The organism is Mesorhizobium sp. M0514 (assembly GCF_040321145.1).
Taxonomy (GTDB): domain Bacteria; phylum Pseudomonadota; class Alphaproteobacteria; order Rhizobiales; family Rhizobiaceae; genus Mesorhizobium.
This window is the reverse complement of the sequence record NZ_JAMYQZ010000075.1, coordinates 1-20,298: the sequence shown is the minus strand read 5'-3', so window position 1 is coordinate 20,298 and position 20,298 is coordinate 1. Positions and strand designations below refer to the sequence as shown.

Here is a 20,298-nt window from a genome sequence, read left to right as displayed (position 1 = left end):
CGATGTCGGGTCTCGTAACCCTAATTCGCCGTCACGCCTCACACAAAGAAAAACCCCGCCGAAGCGGGGTTCTCATTTCGGTCAAAAATCTCAGTAGGGAGAATTGCACTCCCGACGAGGGCCGTAGTTCGGCTGGTAGGTGTTGTCCGAGGCGCGGTAGCTACGGTAATGATCGTAGCACCACTGCACATGCGAATCGCCACCCCGGTAGACGCGATGGTTGTTGTTGAGCGCGCCGGTAATCAGGGCGCCGGCAATGAATGCTCCGGCGGGGAACCAGAAATCGCCGTGGCGGCGATAGCCGTGTCGGTAATGGCGCGAGCCGCGATGGCCGTTCCAGTAGGGGCCGTCATTGTTGTAGCGCGAGGAATTGCGATCGCCGCGATGCTTCATCCACGGCTTGTAGTCCACCGCCTGCACATCGGACGACGCCGAAGGCGCCTGCGGCGTGAACATTTGCGCTGCACCTGCAGGCACAGCGGCGGTGGCCGCGAACGAAACTGACAGCGTGGCCGCCAGCATACCCGATACAATCTTATTCATGATCTTCTATCTTTCCGTTGCCGTCCCTTATGGGCTTTAAACGGTTTAAGAGCGTTCCGGTTCCGCCCGCCTGCCACAACAAAACCCCACACTTGGCGGGGTTCTGTCGTTTGCGATGCGGAGCGGTTAGGCGGAGAGCTTCGCAACCATCTCCGGAGTCAGAATGCAATGCGCCCATGCCTCGTCATCAATCGGCTTTAGGCTGTCCGCCAAGATCTATCCCGATTGGGATCCACGTTCATGAAGGATCGCACGCCGCAAATCCCGCGGACCTTGCTGGTCCTAACCCCTCCCATAACCATAGACGGCAAGATTTGGTCTTTGTGGGTTATCATTGCGCCGAGTTCGAATTTCCACGCTCGCTTAGTGGAGAGCTACGTAGCGCCGAAGCGGAAGACGCGACTTGTCGACAAGGCGTAGATCCCATGGTTGGCGGGGAGCGTTGGGCGTGTCCTTGTGCCGGCGCAGGGATGATGATTTGCTGCGATTCAACAAAGCGGGGGAACGCCATGGCGGACACGGTTATGAAGGCTCCGGTTCTGGATGTAGTTTTAGCATCTGGGATCGACGCCGCCTTAGGCACGGTGTCGGTCACATTTGGATCAATCGACACAAAGAGATTCCAACTCGATTTCTCCGCACAATGTGTTCCTTTGGCAATTGCTGCCCTCTCGGCCGAGATGGGAAAGCTCGTCGCCACTCTTCCTGCCGAAATGACACCAAAACTGCAGGGCATTTCTATAACGAGCACTCAACTGGCCATGAAAGAGGACGGCACTGTAGCCATCTTTCTCCGATTGGAGAGTGGAGCGGAACTGCCGCTTGATTTTCGGTTGGACGACCTCACCCGCCTGCGCCAACAAATAGACGAAGCGCTTACGCTGGCGGATCGAAAGACCCACCACTGATATAAGCTTCGTCCCGCTCTACATCCGCGCCTTGTCATCTCGCTGGTTGCTGCCGGCGTCTGGCGATTCCGGCAGCGCGATATAGTGGGCATGGCTTCCTGCCCCTGCTGGCCGGGCTCGGCACAACCGGGCTTAATGAAACAAACTGCGACATAGCGCGTTGAGGCTCATTCGCGGAGGGAGCTTCAAAAATGGATCCGGTAACGGCTGCTGTGCTAGTTTTGCTTTCTTGCAGCCCCGGCCAGGGAGTCTGCGAACCACTCGGTACATCACCGGCCGTTTTCGGATCCCTTGACACATGCCAGTTGACGCTAGCGAGGAGGCTCGCGGACGCGCCCAACGGAGAGATTGTCGGTCGATGCCGTTTAATCGATCCGATGGCTACAGGTTCCGTTCCCGCGGGATACAGGACCATTGTCGTCACGCGGGGCACAGGGGCGGATTCGGTGAGCCGTCGCTATATCGTCCCGCACAAGGACTGAAGCCCGCGACATCGCCCGCACCTCTTGCGTAGGGGAAAGAGGCGCGGGGCCGACCGGCTGTTTTGCCTTGCGCAAACGCTTTCGGCTGGCAAGTTCATCAACTGGCTACCCGCAGCAGCAGTTCGGGCCGGGGTTAATCTCTACGATGGCCGCGTCTATGGGCCTGGCGGCGAAGGCTTCATCCGCCTGAATGTCGGCTGCCCGCGTCCTCTGTTGCGCCAAGGACTGGAACGCATGTCCAGCGCGCTGGCATCCCTGTGATCGACCGCCAGGGTGCTTCGGATGCGAGCCTGGTACTTGGTGCCGGCAGCCGGTAAGGAAACGTCCGAGGGCGACGAGCCGGGTGGCCCGCAAGTCCGGATTCCATAGCCGTGCCGGACACGACCCTCAAGCCAAAGTCGACATGTCCAGCTTGATCGCCGCTACCATTTCACAGCGAACCCGAGCTTGGCGCCCAGGGCGTGGCTATCGCCGAAATCCTTGAGGCTTGTCCGCGCTGTCCCTTCTCCGAAGACGGCGTAGCGACCGTCCGCCCAGCTCAGCGAGCCACCAAGGCCGACACCGCCCCACAGCGCCTGATTTTCGCTGACCAGTTTCGTGCCGGACACATCGACATCATTTCCGTCGAGGAAGTCATAGTAGAGGTTGCCGAGCCCGTAGATGTGGGTGCGGCTGACTTGCCCCGCATCGTCCACCCACTGGTCTTCATAGTCCGCGGAGAGGCCGAGGCGACCGACGAGGCTGTTGCTGCTGCCGGGCGACACGACGGCGCCAAACGGGTCGGTGAACGTGTCGAAGTCGACGGAGGAATAGGCAAGCTGGGCCTGCGGCGTCAGCGACCAGTTGCCGTTGAGGGCGATCTTCTGTCCGGTCTCCACGCTCAGCCCGTAGCCGAAACCGTTGTTGCCGTCCGCAAGCGTGGTGCCCAGCGTGGCCGACCGGATGTCACTGTCGTACCATGTCGCCTCAGCCTGCGCGTCGACGTAGAAGCCACCGCTGCCGAACCAGGTGAGCGTGCTGCCGACGCCGTAGCCGGTGGCAGCGATCGACCCTGCCCCGAAGATCGAGGAGACGTCCGACGACGCGGTTCCGTAGTGGGCCGTAATCCCTCCGATCAAGGTGCCGGCGTCGCTTTCGTGCAGCAGTCCATCGACGCCGGCCTGCAGCTTCCAGGTGGTCACGTCATAGTTCGTGCCGGAGGTCGACGTCTCCGGCTTGATCTCGGCATGGGCAGCCTCGATGCGCGCCCATATCGCCTTGCCGTCGACCGAGCCCTGGCCTGGCAGGTCCGCACCTTGCGGCGTAGCACCCTCGCCCCACGACCGATTGCCAATGCGCTGCTGCATGGTGCCCAGTTCATTGAAGGCCTGCAGCACCCCTTCATAGGCCTCGTACAGCGGCACGCCGGGCGAATAGAGCGGCTGCGGATCGGGATCGCCGTTGATCAGGGCCGAACGCAGATACCAGTCGCCGTCGGCCGGCGTGCTGACGCCGTTCTTGTAGAGCCTGTATGCGTAGGCGCCCGCGACGACCGCTGCATCGCCTTCGAAGGTATAATTGCCGTCGAGCGAGAAGCTGCCGTTCGAGACGCCGCCGACGTCGACGATCTTGATGCCTCCGACCGTTTGGGCGCCCGACCCGCCGAAATTGACGACCTGAAGGGTACCCGTCCCTGACGTGTTGCCGGCGATCACCAGCATGTCTGTCGGCGAACCGTCACCACCGAGCGCAGCGTTGAGAACGACGGCGCCGCTATTGCCGACATAGTCGCCGCTTACGGTAAGTGTGTCGCCTGGGACGCCACCCGCGATGCGCACCGTTCCGGCGTTGCTCAGCCCCGCAATCGTCTGGGACGTGCCGGCAAGATCGAGCGTGGCGCCCGAGGCGACGGAAAACTGCGAGGAGGAACTGAACGCGTTCGCAGCGCCCGCGGCAAGCGTGCCGCCGCTGACCGTAGTGGCGCCGGTAAAGCCTGAGTTGTCCAACGCAAGCAGCAGCGTGCCTTGGCCGTCCTTGATGAACGTACCGGCGCCCGAGAGCACGCCGGCATAGCTGGCGGAGGCGACTTGGTCGAATGTGAAGGAGGCGCCGGCGCCGATCGCGACATCGCCACCGAAGCGCTCGGCTGCCGAGACGAGGCCGCCTTGATTGACGGTCCAGTCCAGCAGCGACGTGCCTGACAGCGTCAGCACGCCGGCGCCATCCTTCATCATTGCGCCGGTGCCGGAGATATCGCCGGCGAAGCTGGCGTCCGCCGCCTGGTCGAACACGACAGTGCCGGAATTGCCGATGTCGCCACGAATCGAGGTTGCATCGCCGACCAGCGTGCCAGCGCTGACCAACGTGTTGCCGCCATAGCTGTTCGTTCCCGTAAGCGTCAGCGTGCCGGCGCCGGTCTTGGCAAGGCTGCCAGCGCCAGAGATCGCACCGGACAAGGTCAGGTCGGCCACAGTGTCGAAGGTGCCGCCGGCCGACGAAAGCGTGACGTCGCGCGCCGAGCTGAACGCCGCTGTGTTGCGCAGCGTCCCGCCGGAGAGCGTCAGGCCGCCAGCGGCAACGCCGAGATTGTTGTCGGCTGAAACAGATAGCACGCCGCCCAGGACGGTGGTGCCGCCCGTGTAGGTGTTGGCGCCGGACAGCACCAGCGTGCCCGCATCGGTCTTGGTCAGGCTGCTGGTCCCGGTTAGCACGGAGGCGATGGTGGCGGTGTAACCTGCTCCGGCCACCGTGCCGTCGCCGACCCGAATGATGCTCTCGCCGCCAGCGCCATCAAGCGTGATGGCGTCGCCTTCGATGCGGTAGCCATCGGCGGCGAATTGCATGCCCGTAATCGCAAGCGCGCCGGCGCTGCCGTCGGCGATGACGGTGCCGCCGAGCGTCTGGAAGATGGCGAAGCCGGGCTGCGGCTTCATCGCGCCAGTTACCAGGCCGGTGCTCGTCGTCCAGTTCAGGCTTGTCGCCGTCCACGTGCCGTTGCCGCCGTCGACCAGATCATTGTTGGCATTGCCGGCCGCGTCACCATCCCAGAAGAGCAAGTCGGTGCCGACGCTGCTGACGAGATTGACCTGGTTGGCGACGGAGGTCTGCACCGTCAGGTCGGCGGCCGTGACACCGGCCGGCAGATTGCCGAGCTCGAGACCATTGTCGGTGAGTGCGCCGCCATAATTGATTAGCCGGTAGACGCCAGGCCCGAAGCCGCCGACATCGGTGATGTTGAGGCTGCCGTCCAGCGTCAGCGCGCCGGTCACCTCGATCAGGTCGTTGACACCGCCGCCGACAATGCCCGCCTGGCCGAGCTCGTAGTCGAGCATAGAACCGGAGCTCAGGCTGAGCGATCCGACCGTAAGCGTGCCAGGGCTGGACCCCGGCGCCAGCACACCGCCATCGGCGACGATCACCGCGCCGCCTATCGAGCCGGAGCCGCCCAGCGTGCCGCCGCTGTTGACCGTCGTTTCGGTATTCCCAAGCGAACCTTCGACGACGAGCTTGCCCCCGTCGACCGTGGTGCGGCCGGAATAGGTGCTGTCGCCGTTGAGCACCAGGGTGCCGGCGCCCTCCTTGTAGACGCCGCCCACGCCGCTCAGCTCGCCATTCGCGGTCAGCGTCGTACCCGCCGCCGCGCGGAAGTAGCCATAGGCGGAAGTGAGCTTGACATCGCGGCTCATGGCGAAGCTTGCTGTCGTGCCGAGTTCGCCGCCGTCGAGTGTCAGCAGGCCCGTAGCGGCACCCAGATTCTGGTCCGACGCGACCGAGATGCTTTTGCCGGTCCCGACCTTGGTGCCGCCGCTGTGGGTGTTGGCACCGGTCAGCGTCAGCGTGCCGAAGCCTTCGATGTCGACGCTGCCCGAGCCGGAGATATTTCCGCCGAAGGTGAGGGGGCCGAGGTCGAGAAACGAGACAGCGCCGTTGTCCAGGATGTCGCCACGGATCGCCACGGTGTTGCCGGCAAGCGTTCCTGCATTGACGATGTTGCCACCCGTATAGCTGTTGGACAAATTGCTGACGTTGAGCGTGCCGGCGCCGCTCTTGACCAGTGTGCCGGTGCCGGTCACCTGGCCTGACACGTCCAACTGCGTGCCTGCCACCATGTCGAACCCGCCGGTCAAATTGATCAGGACATTGCGATTGGTGGCGAAGCTGGTGGTCGTGCGCAACGTGCCGCCGTCGAAGGTCAAGCCGCCCGAGAGGGCGCCCAGATTGTTGTCACTCGAAATTTGCAGGGTCCCGCCGGACAAGGTCCAAGGCGTGACGGCAGTTGTCGTCCCCGTTAGGGTCCAGGTGCTGTTTCCGGTTTTCTCGTAGAACCCAAACCCGTCATATTTGGCGCCAGCGCCGATCTGCGACACACCGAAACTGGCGCTGATATCGCCACCCAGCTTGAATGTATCCGCGGCGCTGAAAGCGACCACATTGCCTATGATGGTGGAGCCGGCCTGAATCTCCAGCGAATTGACGCCGCCGGTGAACTGGATGGCTTTGCCGGCTGCCGGCGTTCCGCCACCGGTGCCGACGGCACCGCCGCTGATCGTACCCGCATTGATGACCGCGATGTTGGCGCCCTTGATCCCTGCGGCGCCATCGCCGCCTGCCAAGGAGCCCTGACCGCCACTGCCGCCAACGATCGTCGCACCTAGCTTGTTGATGACGGTTCCACCTGAAAGCAGCAGAACAGCGGCGCCACCGTCCCCACCGCCGCCGAGAACTGTTCTTCCACCGGCACCCCCGAGCAGATTCCCGCTGTTCTGGATTGTCCCGCCGCCCATCAGGACGATGGCAGCTGCGCCGCCGCCACCACCTGCTTGGACCCCAATTGTGGAAAGACTCGTGCCGCCGGTAACGCTGCCGCCCGCCTCTACAAACACGTTTGCGGACGAGAATATGCCGACGCCGCCACCACCGCTGCCGCTGTTGCCATTGGTCCCACCTCGGCCGCCAGTGCCACCACTCACCGATCCTGTGCCAGTGACTGTAACGTCGGCCGTGGCACTGACGCCCACACCGCCACCGCCACCGCCGCCGCTCCTGACGACGCCATTCGTGCCAGGGGAGCCCAAAGCGCCGGCCCCGCCGCTGATGCTGGTTGCAATGGTCCCGTCTGTCGAGATGACCAGACCCGTAGCACCAGTGGCACCGGCAACGCCATTTGGGTTGTTGGCTGTCCCACTTACCGCTCCCGATCCTCCTGGCGCCCCGTCACCCGTCGTGAGGTCAATGCCGCCACCACCGCCACCAGCGGTCGCGCCATTGGCGGCATTCTGACCCGTGGCACTCGCGAGCGCGCCGTCAACGCCACCTTGTCCAGCGCCTGCGCTGCTACCATTGCCGCCATCGGCCCGAGCCGGCGCGGCGCTCAGCGCAAGGGCAACAGTTAGGATCGTCAAGGCGGAAGTGCCGGAGCGAAGCGACACGACTTGCGGCAAGCGCGCGAGATGCAAAACCCAAAACCCATCACGCGCAATCCGCTCCGCCATGCCTAAGCTCCCTGATTCCTGAGTGCGCGAAGGCAACATGAAAGCTATTCGCCCGCAAGAAGTTTATAGTCGTGAGAGCTACCAAGAAGCTAACGGTGATCAGTAAAATGAAGTCTGCGACTTTTGACCGACAGAAAATAGTCAATATTAGATATAGCTTATTAAACAGAGACCTTACGGAATCGCGAGAACAATCTCGCTGCATGAATTTATGCGGAAACGTTCGGACCTCCTGGGCCCAGCCGATCCCATCGGGCGGAGGTGAGTTTCGCCTCTACGGGGCGATGAGGCGCTAGGCTGCCCCTTGGGCGACCCTCACTATCCTGCAAGAAGTGATTCTGTAATCGACTCCCACTCTGCGTCTAGCTTGCCAGTTGCCACAGGCTGCCCGGCGCGGCGGTACCAGTAGGCTGCATTAGAAAGGTCGCCTTCTTTGCGGTGCAGATAGGCATGAACCCATACAGAGGCCGGATCAGATTCGTTGGCCTGCACACACTCATGCGCCCGCTCCCAATCGCCCTGTCTATCCCACCATAGAGCGTGGAGCGCCATCCCAAGATTCGCCGGGGGCTCTACACCCTGAAGGGTCGCACGGAACTCGTCGATGTCCATAGTTACCTCGCCTCTGGCTACGCCGGTCCTGTCCCGTTCCGTGCAACGAAATGCGCCCTCTGCCGGTGATTTGCTCTGCCGACTTTAGCAATGGCTCTGGCGATCTTTAGCGGAAACGGGGTTTTCGCTCGGCAAAGGCCGCATCAAGGGCTTCCAATTGACGAATGCTCGTCGCAGGGCTGCTTCGTGCTTCTAAGCTTCATGGACGGCAGAAGCTGCCACGGAAGCCAAAGGCGCTTCCAAGCTCCATGTTATGCCATGCGCACCGTGTTCGAGATTTCCCTGCCCACTGACCGCTGCGGGCGCAACCCTCTTCAGCACAACGGTTCCAAAGCCACCTTGTCCGACAGTCTGAACCTGCGGCCCATCGGTTTCGACCCATGTGAGGTGAAAGAGCCTCGAAGCACCGGAACCGGTGATGCCCCATGTGACCGAGATCCGGCCCTTGTCCCCTGAGAGAACCCCGTATTTGGCCGAGTTGGTCGCCAGTTCGTGGAAGGCAATCCCGAGATACTGAACTGCGTTGGGACTGAGTACCAATGATGGGCCCGACATTTCGATCACATCCCCCCGCGGGAAAGGCTCGACCTGGGCCGCCAAGAGGTCGCTGATCGTGGCACCCTTCCAATCCGCCGATACAAGCAGGTCGTGAGATCGTGACAACGCCATGATGCGCTCGCGCACCTGGGTTTCAAATTGTTTTGGCGTCTCCGATCGCTTGTTGGTCTCCCGGATCATCGACAGGATGACCGAATACTGGTTTTTCACCCGGTGGTTGACCTCGCGCATCAGCATGCGGATGCGGTATTCATTCTCCTTCGCCGACGTGATGTCTCGCGCTATCTTCGATGCGCCGGTGATCTGCCCAGTTGCGTTACGCACGGGCGATATCGTCAGCGAAACCGGAACCAGGCTGCCATCCTTGCGCAGGCGGGTCGTTTCGAATGGTTCGACGCGCTCGCCGCGGCGAATGCGTTGGAGGATGCGGGGTTCCTCGTCCTGATGGTCTTCGGGGATCAGCATGGTCACCGACCGGCCAATCGCTTCGTCGGCAGTATAGCCGAAAAGCCGTTCGGCGCCGTGGTTCCAGCTTTTTATGATGGTGTTGAGATCCTTGCTGACGATAGCGTCAAATGAGGATTCCACGATCGCTGACAGGTGCTGCCTGGTTTCTTCGGCACGCTGGCGGTCCGTCAGGTCCAGCAGCATGTTGACGGCGCCAATCAGAGCGCCGTGCTCGTCCCGCAGCGGTGTCGGGTAGGGCAGGAACGGAAAAAACGATCCATCGGGACGCTGCGCAACAGCTTGCTGATTGCGGACCGGCCTGTTCTCCTTGAGCGCGATGGCCATCGGGCATTCATCGTGCGGCAATTCCTTGCCGTCGGCAGTGAACAGCTTGAACGTCACACACCATTTATCCTTGCCGATTTCAGGCTCCCTGCCTGCCAGATCGGCCGCGGCGCGGTTGTAGTAGGTGATCGTCCCATCCTGATCGGTCGTGTAGATGGCGACGGGTAGGCCGTCGAGTATCTGGTGATAGGTACTGTCATGCTGCCTGAGCTCCGAGCGGGTGTGTACCAAGTCGGTTACATCGACCGTGAAGCACCGGGTGTTGATCAGCTTGCCGTCCCGGAAATGTCCGCTTGAGGTGACTTCGACGTGCTTGATCGATCCATCGCTGGCCCTCAATCGCGCCGGATATCTTACGATCTTCTCGCCATTGGCAAGGCGAACCAAAATGTCCTCTATGACGTCCCGGTCGGGATAGAACTCGGCGATGTGGCAACCGAGGTAGTCCTCCGCAGGATAGCCGAGAAGGTCGAGCTCAGCCTGGTTGGCATGCACGATCAAGCCGTCTGCGTTCACCAGATGCAGGGCAACGGCACCGTTTTCGAAGAAATCCTTGTAATCGAAATCCAGACCGTCATTGCTGGACACCCCCGGGTTTTCGAAGGCGACAACATTCGCCTGTGTTGCTTCATGCATCCCAAACACCTTGTCCAGTCCAACCAAATATAATGCGGCTTGGATCAGTTGGTTCCCATTGCTCGCGGTCTCGACCCGCTGCGTACGGGAACCGGACCCTAAAAGGGTCATAGCCTCGACTCGTCTTCCATCTACAAACGTGCGATCATCCGCGCATGGGCAAACCCTTGGTCCTTGTCGTCGACGACGAAGCCTTGATAGCACTGGATATGGAGTCCACTCTTTCGGAGGCGGGCTTTGCCGTGGCATTGGCGGCGACATGTTCCCAGGCGAAACGTTTTCTTGCGGACCATACCCCCGCCGCAGCGATCCTGGACGTCAGGCTGTCGGACGGCGAGGCTGTTGACGCGGCAAAAACCTTGGCAGGGCGGGCGGTTCCTTTCATCGTCTATTCCGGCCTGGGGCTCGAGGAAACCCCCGAAGCGTTCTCGTCTGGCGTAAGAGTGATGAAACCCGCCGGACCTGCAGAGGTGGTCCGGGCTCTCAAAGCGATGACCGCCGGGCAGCAGAAGGCGACGGGATAGCCGTGCTCTGAGCACCTTCGGTCTAAACTAGCCAGGCGCTGCCGGAGCAGCTGCCGTGCCTCACGGAGCAGCGAATTGCGGCCGGTGCCGATCAGGCGAACAAGGTCGCGCGCTTGATCCTCGGTGATGCCGGTCTCTTTGGCAGTTGACAGCACCAGTGCTTCATTCCCTTCCACTTTCTTAGGGTTGTGCTCGTCCTTGCCCGTGCTGATCATGCCTTCTCCATCGGCTCAACGCCAAGATCTGCGAGAGACATTCCTCGACGCACGGTCAACCTCTTTGTGCCGCGTTTGAGCGGCGGAGATAGCGGCTCAATTTGCATTACCCGGATCCATCCTGGCACAGCCAAGAGGCCGGTCCGTTCGCACGATAATGCGCCCCGCGCAGGGACGGCGCCAGCATGGGCCAGATCGACCAGACAGATTGAGCAGTCCTATGTCTCTCCGAACTCGGTTTCATTTCTTGACGTCGGGTGCCGCTCGTAGTCAACGGGCGGCGGCAGGAGCATGATTTCGGTCTCCTTGCGGCCGAACTCTCTGCCGATCTGGAACGCTGCATAGATCGCGCCAAGGCGGATAAGGAATCTAAGCATGGGGGGTCTCCTTCGATGTTAGGAACCGCAAGGCCGCGAGATTGTTCCATGGCTTGCGAGTGGGGGACGATCTTGCCGTCTCACCAGGCATTCCAGCGCCGGCGCGGCAATCTGAGACATGGCGGTGCGGCTAGGCTGTTGCGGCCGTTGCTTGGGCCGGGATCCGTTTTCGAGGGGCCGGACGGCGTCGATCGCGGCGTTTCGAAACGACTTTGAGGGGAACGGCCGGCGCTGGAGAAAGTGCGCCAAGCACAGCGTTGACCATGCCGTGCGCTACGAAATCGGCGCTGATGTCGGCGGCCAAAGCTTGCCTTTCTTGCCCGACATCGCCCTGCTCCGCGTCTGACCAGAACACAATCCCAATTCTCAAGCCTGCCTTGGCGCGCTTCAGTCTCCGGACCAGAAAGCGGGCATGCTTGAGCGAATCCCGGTTCAGGAAACCGACCACGACGGTGTCGATCGCCTCTAGTTCGAGACGACGAATACCTGCCGGCTCCATATCGACAAAACTGGCCTTCGCCACCGTAGCACCTTGCACCTCCAGCACCTGAGCGAGCATGGCGGCAGCGGCATCGTCGAGTTCGCCGCGACCGCCGGCACAAAGCACCGACATGTCCTTGCCGTCGGGCAGCTCGATCTCTTCCTCTTCGACGCCATCTGTTTCCCTGCTCGCGCTCCCTTCCGCGGTGGTTGTCGGCGCATCTTCCTCGCTTGCCTCTTCCTGTGCATCGTCGGCAAGATTTGCCACAAGAATTTGGGCGCTCGCCGCCACCTGCCTTCGCTGTTGATCGCCCATCACGCCACGCATGCGGTCCTGCTCGCCCAACAGGAGAGCAGGAATGGCGACAGTGTCGTAGAAATCGATCAGGTACTTCTCCTCGAGGATCTCCTCGGCATGGTCAGTGGCCTCGTCGGGATCGCCGGCCAGGAGCCGTTGATAGAGCCGGGCGTGAGATTCAAGGACGGGCTCGTTGCCAAACAGGACGTCGAGAAATTCGAACTGCGGAACATGTCGCCCGAGGACGACGAGGCAAACTGTCAGCGGCGTCGAAAGGACCAGTCCGAGCGGCCCCCACAACCATGTCCAGAAAATTGCCGCAACGATGATTGCCAAAGGAGAAAGTCCCGTGCGCGAGCCGTAGAGCCACGGTTCGATGACGTTGCCGGTTACCAATTCCATGACGACAAACAGTGCGGCGGTCCACAGCACCAGCGACCAGCCGGGCGCAACCGCCAAGGCCAGAAACAAGGGCAGCAGCATGCCGATAACAGGGCCGATATAGGGAACGAAGCGCAGCGCCAGTGCCAGCAACCCCCACAGCAGCGCGTTGGGAATGCCGAGCACCCAAAGGCCAATTGCGATTGGTATCGCGTAGACGATATTGACCACCAATTGCATGATCAGATAGCGGCCAACCCGTTTGCCGGCATCCTGCAATGCCTGCGTTGTGCGATGGAGGTCGCCATAGCCGACGAGGCGGATAAACCGGTCGCGCAGATCCTCGCGCTCAAGCAACATGAAGATGACGACGACGATGATCAGGCCAGCTGATGCCAGCGGGCTGATCAACGGTCCGATGATGTTCTGCAATACCTCCAGAGGTCTCTCGCGGGCGACGATCTCGACGGGAACAGGCTCGCGCCGGGGCTTGTCGGCCGCAGGCGGCGCCACATCCTGCTTGTCGATCTCCTGACCGACACGCTCGATCACCCCGCTCAGTCTGGCGATTATGCCGCCACCAACGCCCGTCTCCTTGAGGGAACGTACCTTGGTCAGAATGTTTGTCTGGTAGACGGAAATGTTCTGAGCAAGCTCGCTTACCTGGGTCGCAACAATGAAGCTGAACAGGCCCAGGGCCGCGAATGCGCCAATCACGCTCAGAAGCACTGCGGGCAGCCGAGGCAAGCCGACACGCTTCAGTGCGGAGACCATCGGCACCAGCGCAAAGGTCAAAAGCAGCGCGATGGCAATGGGAAGGAACACCTCACGACCGAAATACAGCGCAGCTACTGTCGTGACGATGGTTGCCACGGTAGGCAGAGCTGTGCGCGGATGGGCATTGCCTGCCGCAAGAATCCGTCCTAGCCCCCGCTCGGACGATGAGATGTCGTTTCGACGATTGGCAGCCACGTGATTCCCCCCGTTTCCTAGCGATAGTTAGACCCATTCGCCTGCCGGGCAATGTTTAGCAGGGCCGAATACATACGTTTTGCGGTTTTGCGCCCTGGGCGCTGTGCTCCGACGGTTCAGTCGATATCGTCGGAGCCGCAAATCTGTGGTAAAGCCGCCGCCCAACCAACCAAAGGACGACATCTGTGAGCGAACCGACTGTGGCCGAAGCGACCGAAAGTATCTATGCCTCGCTGCGGGCGGACAATGCCGACATCGACGCCCATATCGCGACGCTCAAGGCTGCGCTGACACGAGAGGGCGCAAAACAGGCGGTGTTCGATCCGGCAAAATTGGCGCAGAACAACCGCTCCGGCCGTAAGTTGATGCAGGCTTATTTTCGCCAGCGCGGCGTGAGCGTGAGGTTTTCGGACCAGTAGCGCGCGGCAGCTTGGGGGAACGGCGTCCCAACGGACGGTCCGTATCTCGCCCGCTCCGCCCTGCGGTGGACTTTCGTCAATCCTAGGCGAATGCCCGCCTTGCCCTGCCCAGGTCGGTGTCGCCCCCTGCCCCTGCAGCTCTTGACGGAAACCGGTGCCTCCTGTTTGAGGGTGACCAGGACGTTTGCTGCATAGGGAGATGGGCAGGGTGGGCAAACAGTGAAGCGCGTTCTTCGGATGCTTGCCGCGGCGATCATCGCGTCCGGGGCGACCGGCTGCACGAGCATTTCCTACTACGCGCAGTCGTTGCAGGGTCACGCGCAGATCATGGCCGCCCGCAAAAATATTGGAAAAATCATCCGTGATCCTTCGACGCCTGAGGCATTGCGCGCCAAATTGACGTCGGCCAGCGCCATAAGACGGTTTGCGACAGATGAACTGGCACTGCCCGAGAACAGCAGCTACCGCAGCTATGTCGACATCCATCGCGACGCCGTGACCTGGGCCGTTTTTGCCGCGCCGCAATTCTCGCTTGCGCCACGAACATGGTGCTTTCCGGTTTTCGGCTGCGTTCCATACCGGGGTTATTTCTCCCGGAAATCCGCGGCTGAAAGCGCTGTCGAGCTTCAAAGACAAGGCCTCGACGTCTATGTCTCGGGCGTCACCGCCTATTCCACGCTTGGCTGGTCGAGTGACCCGCTGCTGAGCACCATGCTGCATCAGGACGACACCTATCTCGCAAGCCTTGTTTTTCATGAGCTGGCGCATCAGCGCCTCTATGTGGATGGCGATTCCGCATTCAATGAGGCGTTCGCCGTAGCCGTCGAAACCAGCGGCGTCAGGAAATGGCTCCGCGCCGCCGGCGATCGGGCCGGATTGCGCCGCTACGAAGCCGATCGCAAGCGCAGCGCCGATTTTCTCGGGCTGGTGGCGAGGACGCGCGACGAGCTAAGGCAGGTCTATGGTAGTCCCCGCACCCCGGAAAAGATGGCGGCCGCCAAGGCAGCAACCATCGACCGGTTGCGGGCGCGCTACCGGCGGATGCGCGACAGGCACTGGGCGGGATACCGTGGATACGACGCCTGGTTCGATGCCCCGATCAACAACGCAAAGCTCGCCGCGACTGCCGTCTACGGTGAACAGGTTCCGGCCTTTCTTCGCTTGTTCGACCTGTGTTCGGGTGACTATCCGAGGTTTTACGCTTCTGTCCGGCGGATCGCGGATTTGCCCAAATCGTCCCGCGCCGAAGCGCTCAAGGCTGCGGACACATGCAATTGACTTGAACAAGCACAGGCTGGTCCTGACGATCACCCCAGCGACAGTTCCTTCGTCTGGTGTCTCAAAACGAGGCCGACCGCGCCCAGCAAGGCATCGTTCTCGGTGTGCTTGCCAACGATGATGCGCGTGCGCAGGGCGGGAGCGACATCCCGGGACTTGATCAGCGTGTGGCGTTCATAGGACGCGATCAGCGGCGTCAACAGAATGTCCCCTGCCAAAGCCATGTGGCCGCCGATGATGATAAGCGGCGGATTGAGCACCGAGCCGATCAGGCCGAGACCCCGGCCGGCGATCTCGGCGGTATCCTCGATCATCCGCAACGCCCTGACGTCGCCCTGCTCGGCCATGGCGATGACATCGTCCATGGTGACTTGCCGCCCAACGACACGCGAAATCTGTTCCAGCGGCCGGGCAAAACTCGCGTAGAGCTCCAGGCATCCGCGATTGCCGCAGCGGCAAAGGTCGCCGCCGGGATCGATGCTGATGTGCCCGAATTCGCCAGCGCCGCCGGCGACGCCCGTCACCAGCCGGCCATGCTGGACTATGGCGCCGCCGACACCCAGATCGATCTTGAACAGGACGAAATCGTCCTGGCCTACGGCCGCGCCCCACATCAGCTCGGCAATGGCCGCGCAGTTGCTCTCGTTGTCGGCGAAGATCGGCTGTTCCAGGACGGGTCCGAACACATCTCGTATGTTGACGCCGGCCCATGTTGGAACCATGCTTGCGCGCAGCACCACTCCATCGCGGCTGACAGGGCCGGAGACGGAGACACCAACCCCCAGGAGCCCCGCCACCGGCAGACCGTTTTCCCTGTAAGATTGGGCAATTGCCGATTTGACCGCCTGGGCCGCCTGTTGCGGCTGGTAGTCCAGCGCCATTGGAATATTTTGTTCGGCAATGACGGAATGCGAGACATCGGCGACGATGAGCCGTATCTGCTGAAGAGCCAGGTGAATGCCGACGCAGGTGCCCGCTGTCGGATTGAGCGTCACCGCCGCGGCTGGCCTGCCGATGCCTCTGATGCCGTCGCGGCTGGTCGGGGCTTCGATCACCATTCCAGACCTTTTCAAGCCGTTAAGCGCGGTTGACACCGTCGAGCGCGCCAGACCGGTGGCGCGTGCGATCTGCAACGCGGAGAGTGCGCCGCGCTCGCTCAGGCAGCGCACGATCATGCTCTCCGGCGACGCGGAGGGTCTGTCGATCAGCCAGGTTCTAAGCGAAGGTTTTGTCATGGCTCAACATAAACATCGTTGACTGATAGCTCCAATATGTCATCTTGGAAAGAACTCGAGATTGACGCATCTCGCCGGCGGCGGCTTCAAACCGCGGCCATAAGCGGTCGAGACGAACCGTGCAACACGATATGGGAGTGAAACGATGAAGTCCGTCATGACCGCGCTTGCGGCCGCTGCTGCGTGCACATTTTTCGCCGGAACAGCCTTCGCCGAACCCAAGACCAACCTTTTGCACCAGTGGGCGACCGGATCGGACGCCCAGGCGATCGCCAAGCTCGGCGAGATGTTCACCGCCAAGGGCGGCAAATGGGAACAGACCTCGATCGCCGGCCACACCGCCAATACGCTGGCCAAGCTGCGCGCCGACGTGATCGCCGGCAATGCCCCGCCTGCCGTGCAGCTCAAGGGCCCCGAGATCGCCGAATGGAACGAGACCGGCATGACCGCCGATCTCGACGAGTTGGCGGCCTCGGAAGGGTGGGAGAAAGTGGTGGCGCCGGAATTGCTTCCGGTGATGAAGCCGACCGGCAAATGGGTCGCCGCGCCCATGAACATCCACCGCATCAACTGGCTCTGGGCCTCGCCCAAGGTCATGCAGGCGGCCGGCGTGGCGGAAATGCCCAAGACCTGGGCCGAGTTCAATGCCGCCTGCGACAAGATCGTCGCCACAGACAAGATCTGCATCTCGCATTCGACCGCCGACTGGACGGATTCGACGGTGTTCGAGGTCGTGCTCTACGGCCAGGACATCGATCTCTACCGTAAGGCCTTTGTGGAAGGCGATGTCGAGTCCATGCGCAGCCCGGGAATGGTCAAGGCCTTCACGCAGATGCGCCTGATGACGAGCAAATACATGGATCCGGGCATGGTCGGCCGCGACTGGGATTCGATGTCGGCGCTGGTCGGCAAGGGCGACGCGGCGTTCCACATCATGGGCGACTGGACGATCGGCCTTTTGACCGCCGCCGGCTTCAAGGAAGGCACCGACTATGTCTGCGCCCAGGCGCCGACCGATTGGGGCAAACCCGGCTTCATCCTCAACTCGGACTCGGTCGTGTTCTTCAAGCAGAAGGACCAGGATTACATCGACGGCCAGAAGCTGCTGGCCAGCCTGATCCTGTCGCCCGACTTCCAGACGGTCTTCAACCAGGCCAAGGGCTCGATCCCTGCACGCCTGGATATCGATCTGTCGAAGGGCTTCAATCCGTGCCAGCAGCTCTCGCAGAAGGATCTGCAGGCTTCGATCAAGGACGGCACGCTGGTCCGCTCGATGGCGCACAACATGACCATCCCGCAGAAGATGCGCGGCGCGATCATGGACTCCATTACCGAGTTCGTGGCGACACCGGACATGTCGCCCGAGGATGGCGCCAATGCGATGGCCGACGCGGCGGAAGCACAGAAATAGACGGGAATGGCCGGGCGCGATGCCTATCCGCCCGGCCGTCCTCCCTTCCAGTCCCGTGCTCTGCCAATTTCCGTGCTCTGAATGTCAAATCACGACCTGATCCTGTCGGTCCCGACGCCCGCCCGCCCCTGGCGCGAGCGGCTGGGCTCCGCGATGCCCTTGCTGGTGCTCGGCCCCTCTCTCGTGGCGAGCTTCGTCTACGTCTTCGTGTTCACCGGCTGGACGCTCTATATCTCGCTGTCCAACTCCTCGCTGCTGCCGACCTACGGCTTCGTCGGCCTCGAGAACTACGCGTCGCTGTGGGCGAACCGGCGCTGGAACATCGCCTACAACAACCTGTTTTTCTTCAGCGCTTTCTACATCGTCGGCTCGATGGCGGTGGGACTGCTGCTGGCGATCCTGATCGACCAGCGCGTGCGCGGCGAAGCGGCCTGGCGCACGATCTTCCTCTATCCGCTGGCCGTCTCCTTCATCGTCACCGGCACGGTCTGGAGCTGGCTCTACAATCCGACCGACGGCATCCAGGCCATGGTGCGCGGTTTCGGCTGGGCGAGCTTCAGTTTCGCACTCGCCAGCGACCGGCACTATGCGATCTACGCGGTGATCATCACCGGTGTCTGGCAGGCCTCGGGCTTTGCCATGGCGCTGTTCCTGGCCGGCCTGCGCTCGGTGGATCAGGACCTCGTCAAGGCCGCGCAGATCGACGGCGCATCGACGTTCCGCATTTATCGCAAGGTGCTTCTGCCAACCATTGCGCCGATCTTCCTGGCGGTCGCCGTCATCCAGATCCAGTTCGCCATCAAGACCTTCGACCTCGTGGCGGCCCTGACCAAAGGCGGCCCGGGGATCTCGACCACCTTCCCCGCCATCTACGTCTATGACCTGATGTTCCAACGCGGCCAGATCGGCGAAGGTGCGGCCGCCGCCATCATGATGCTTGCCGCTGTTGCCGTGGTGCTGGTGCCCTATTCATTCTGGGTGGTCTGGCGCCGGCGCAAGGAAGCCGGCCATGGCTGACGTCTCCCTGGACCAGTCGCTCGACCGTCGCGCTGCCGCAGTCGCGTCGCGCCGGCATTTTCTCACCCGCTTCGCCATCTATGGGCTGCTGGTCGTCTTCGCGGCGATCTACCTGGTCCCGTTGCTGGTGGTGGTGCTGAATTCATTCCGCGACCAGCAGGAGATCGCGCGCAACGGGTTGATCTCGCTGCCGCGCAGCTTCCGCCTCGATGCCTGGGGCCAGGCCTGGAGCACCTATTGCATCGGCGGCACCTGCGAGGGCATGCAGCGCAACTTCTACAACTCCCTGAAGATGACGATCCCGGCCACGATCATCTCGACGGCGGTCGGCGCGATGAACGGTTACATCCTGTCGAAATGGCGCTTCAGAGGTTCGGAAGCTTTGTTCACCTGCATGCTGCTCGGCGTCTTCATTCCGGGCCAGATTTCGTTGATGCCGTGGGCGTTCATCCTCGGCAATCTCGGCCTCAGCAATTCGGTCTACGGGCTCGTCCTCATCCACGTTATCCAGGGCATTTCGTTCACCACTTTGTTTTGCCGCAACTACTACGTCAGCATCCCCGACGACCTGATCAAGGCGGCGCGCATCGACGGCGCCGGCTTCTGGCGCATCTTCCGCAAGATCATTCTGCCGCTCTCCTCACCGATCCTGATCGTCACGGTGATCTGGCAGTTCACCGGCATCTGGAACGAATATCTGTTCGGCGTCGTCTTCACCTCCGGGCAGCAACAGCCGATCACGGCAGCGCTCGTCGCGCTGACGGCAAGCGGCACCAATGTGCGCGCCTACGATGTCATGAGCGCCGCCGTGCTGATCGGCGCGCTGCCGCCGCTGCTGATCTATCTCTTCGGCGGCAAGTATTTTGTGCGAGGCCTGACGCAAGGTGCCATCAAATGAGGCGCGATCAAGTGAAGGGCATTGCATGTCGACATTGATCATCCGATCGCTGCGCAAGAACTTCGGCGCGGTCGAGGTGCTGAAGGGCATCGATCTCGAAGCGCGGAACGGCGAGTTCATCGCGCTGGTCGGACCGTCCGGCTGCGGCAAGTCCACTCTGCTGGCGATGATCGCCGGGCTCGAATCCGTTACCTCCGGCGAGATCCGCATCGACGGGCGGCTGGTCAATTCGGTGGCGCCGAAGGACCGCGACATCGCCATGGTGTTCCAGTCCTATGCCCTGTACCCGACGATGACGGTGCGCGAGAACATCACCTTCGGCATGGAAAGCCGCCGCGTCCCGAAGCCGCAGCAGGACGAGGCCGTCAAGCGGGTTGCCGCCTTCCTGCAGATCGAACCGCTGCTAGGGCGCAAGCCCGGACAGCTTTCGGGCGGCCAGCGCCAGCGCGTCGCCATGGGCCGGGCGCTGGTGCGCGATCCCAAACTGTTCCTGTTCGACGAGCCGCTCTCCAATCTCGATGCCAAGCTGCGCGTCGACATGCGCACCGAAATCAAGAAGCTGCATCACCGCGTCGGCAAGACCACCGTCTACGTCACCCACGACCAGGTCGAGGCGATGACGCTGGCGTCGCGCATCGCCGTGATGCATCAGGGCGAGGTCCAGCAATTCGACGATCCCGCCACGATCTACAATCGTCCGGCCAACATGTTCGTCGCCGGCTTCATGGGGTCGCCGGCGATGAATTTTTTGGCCGCCGAACTGAGCCAGGAAGGCGGTCGCCGCACTGTTG

15 protein-coding genes are annotated in these 20,298 nt (G+C 62.0%); 8 read left to right on the top strand and 7 right to left on the bottom strand.

Annotated features, from left to right (window positions below; all coding sequences use genetic code 11):
- Positions 1-90 precede the first annotated feature (90 nt).
- Positions 91-543, bottom strand: a complete 453-nt coding sequence (locus tag NKI61_RS24940; RefSeq protein ID WP_023740899.1) for a BA14K family protein — start codon at positions 541-543, stop codon at positions 91-93.
- 509 nt (positions 544-1,052) lie between these two features.
- Here NKI61_RS24940 and NKI61_RS24935 point away from each other — a divergent pair.
- Positions 1,053-1,451 carry a hypothetical protein gene (locus NKI61_RS24935; RefSeq protein ID WP_023740898.1) on the top strand — a complete coding sequence of 133 codons (399 nt, stop codon included), beginning with the start codon at positions 1,053-1,055 and terminating at the stop codon, positions 1,449-1,451.
- 904 nt (positions 1,452-2,355) lie between these two features.
- Here NKI61_RS24935 and NKI61_RS24930 read toward each other — a convergent pair.
- The 3 genes from NKI61_RS24930 to NKI61_RS24920 form a co-directional block, all read right to left on the bottom strand.
- Positions 2,356-7,404 (bottom strand): autotransporter outer membrane beta-barrel domain-containing protein, encoded by a 5,049-nt coding sequence (locus NKI61_RS24930; protein ID WP_352841378.1) that lies wholly within the window; start codon positions 7,402-7,404, stop codon positions 2,356-2,358.
- Positions 7,405-7,722: 318 nt separating this feature from the next.
- A complete protein-coding gene (locus tag NKI61_RS24925; protein ID WP_023704064.1) occupies positions 7,723-8,016 on the bottom strand; it encodes a hypothetical protein in 294 nt (97 codons plus the stop codon).
- A gap of 192 nt (positions 8,017-8,208) precedes the next feature.
- Positions 8,209-10,002, bottom strand: a complete 1,794-nt coding sequence (locus NKI61_RS24920) for a PAS domain S-box protein (RefSeq protein WP_352841375.1) — start codon at positions 10,000-10,002, stop codon at positions 8,209-8,211.
- A 155-nt stretch (positions 10,003-10,157) separates the two neighbouring features.
- Here NKI61_RS24920 and NKI61_RS24915 point away from each other — a divergent pair, with 155 nt between their 5' ends.
- Positions 10,158-10,526 carry a response regulator gene (locus NKI61_RS24915; protein WP_023671108.1) on the top strand — a complete coding sequence of 123 codons (369 nt, stop codon included), beginning with the start codon at positions 10,158-10,160 and terminating at the stop codon, positions 10,524-10,526.
- Between the two features lie 433 nt (positions 10,527-10,959).
- On the opposite strand, the gene NKI61_RS24910 is transcribed toward NKI61_RS24915, so the two are convergent.
- Positions 10,960-11,118 (bottom strand): hypothetical protein, encoded by a 159-nt coding sequence (locus NKI61_RS24910; protein WP_023704065.1) that lies wholly within the window; start codon positions 11,116-11,118, stop codon positions 10,960-10,962.
- A 130-nt stretch (positions 11,119-11,248) separates the two neighbouring features.
- Positions 11,249-13,249, bottom strand: a complete 2,001-nt coding sequence (locus tag NKI61_RS24905; RefSeq protein ID WP_023714070.1) for an AI-2E family transporter — start codon at positions 13,247-13,249, stop codon at positions 11,249-11,251.
- Positions 13,250-13,434: 185 nt separating this feature from the next.
- On the opposite strand from NKI61_RS24905, the gene NKI61_RS24900 reads away from it, so the two are divergent.
- Together NKI61_RS24900 and NKI61_RS24895 are read left to right on the top strand one after the other, a co-directional pair.
- Complete coding sequence (locus NKI61_RS24900; RefSeq protein ID WP_023671105.1) at positions 13,435-13,668, top strand: hypothetical protein; 234 nt, start codon at positions 13,435-13,437, stop codon at positions 13,666-13,668.
- A 237-nt stretch (positions 13,669-13,905) separates the two neighbouring features.
- The gene (locus tag NKI61_RS24895) at positions 13,906-14,946 is read left to right on the top strand and encodes an aminopeptidase (RefSeq protein WP_031245934.1); all 1,041 of its coding nucleotides are present in this window, start codon (positions 13,906-13,908) and stop codon (positions 14,944-14,946) included.
- 29 nt (positions 14,947-14,975) lie between these two features.
- Here NKI61_RS24895 and NKI61_RS24890 read toward each other — a convergent pair whose 3' ends face one another.
- Complete coding sequence (locus NKI61_RS24890) at positions 14,976-16,181, bottom strand: ROK family transcriptional regulator (RefSeq protein ID WP_023747087.1); 1,206 nt, start codon at positions 16,179-16,181, stop codon at positions 14,976-14,978.
- 145 nt (positions 16,182-16,326) lie between these two features.
- Here NKI61_RS24890 and NKI61_RS24885 point away from each other — a divergent pair, with 145 nt between their 5' ends.
- From NKI61_RS24885 to NKI61_RS24870, 4 genes are all read left to right on the top strand, one after another.
- Positions 16,327-17,592: an ABC transporter substrate-binding protein gene (locus NKI61_RS24885; RefSeq protein WP_352841372.1), complete on the top strand. Its 1,266-nt coding sequence runs from the start codon at positions 16,327-16,329 to the stop codon at positions 17,590-17,592.
- Between the two features lie 81 nt (positions 17,593-17,673).
- Complete coding sequence (locus NKI61_RS24880; protein ID WP_023671101.1) at positions 17,674-18,609, top strand: carbohydrate ABC transporter permease; 936 nt, start codon at positions 17,674-17,676, stop codon at positions 18,607-18,609.
- Positions 18,602-19,507: a carbohydrate ABC transporter permease gene (locus NKI61_RS24875; RefSeq protein ID WP_023671100.1), complete on the top strand. Its 906-nt coding sequence runs from the start codon at positions 18,602-18,604 to the stop codon at positions 19,505-19,507. The genes NKI61_RS24880 and NKI61_RS24875 overlap by 8 nt, the downstream gene beginning before the upstream one ends.
- Positions 19,508-19,532: 25 nt before the next feature.
- On the top strand, positions 19,533-20,298 hold a 766-nt coding region (locus tag NKI61_RS24870; protein WP_352841371.1), incomplete at its 3' end, for an ABC transporter ATP-binding protein.

What these genes read in the sequence shown, in the direction of transcription:
- NKI61_RS24930 (WP_352841378.1), bottom strand. Translation starts at nt 7,404, where the DNA reads ATGGCGGAGCGGATTGCGCGTGATGGGTTTTGGGTTTTGCATCTCGCG.
- NKI61_RS24935 (WP_023740898.1), top strand. Translation starts at nt 1,053, where the DNA reads ATGGCGGACACGGTTATGAAGGCTCCGGTTCTGGATGTAGTTTTAGCA.
- NKI61_RS24940 (WP_023740899.1), bottom strand. Translation starts at nt 543, where the DNA reads ATGAATAAGATTGTATCGGGTATGCTGGCGGCCACGCTGTCAGTTTCG.
- NKI61_RS24890 (WP_023747087.1), bottom strand. Translation starts at nt 16,181, where the DNA reads ATGACAAAACCTTCGCTTAGAACCTGGCTGATCGACAGACCCTCCGCG.
- NKI61_RS24875 (WP_023671100.1), top strand. Translation starts at nt 18,602, where the DNA reads ATGGCTGACGTCTCCCTGGACCAGTCGCTCGACCGTCGCGCTGCCGCA.
- NKI61_RS24915 (WP_023671108.1), top strand. Translation starts at nt 10,158, where the DNA reads ATGGGCAAACCCTTGGTCCTTGTCGTCGACGACGAAGCCTTGATAGCA.
- NKI61_RS24885 (WP_352841372.1), top strand. Translation starts at nt 16,327, where the DNA reads ATGAAGTCCGTCATGACCGCGCTTGCGGCCGCTGCTGCGTGCACATTT.
- NKI61_RS24925 (WP_023704064.1), bottom strand. Translation starts at nt 8,016, where the DNA reads ATGGACATCGACGAGTTCCGTGCGACCCTTCAGGGTGTAGAGCCCCCG.
- NKI61_RS24910 (WP_023704065.1), bottom strand. Translation starts at nt 11,118, where the DNA reads ATGCTTAGATTCCTTATCCGCCTTGGCGCGATCTATGCAGCGTTCCAG.
- NKI61_RS24880 (WP_023671101.1), top strand. Translation starts at nt 17,674, where the DNA reads ATGTCAAATCACGACCTGATCCTGTCGGTCCCGACGCCCGCCCGCCCC.
- NKI61_RS24920 (WP_352841375.1), bottom strand. Translation starts at nt 10,002, where the DNA reads ATGCATGAAGCAACACAGGCGAATGTTGTCGCCTTCGAAAACCCGGGG.
- NKI61_RS24895 (WP_031245934.1), top strand. Translation starts at nt 13,906, where the DNA reads ATGCTTGCCGCGGCGATCATCGCGTCCGGGGCGACCGGCTGCACGAGC.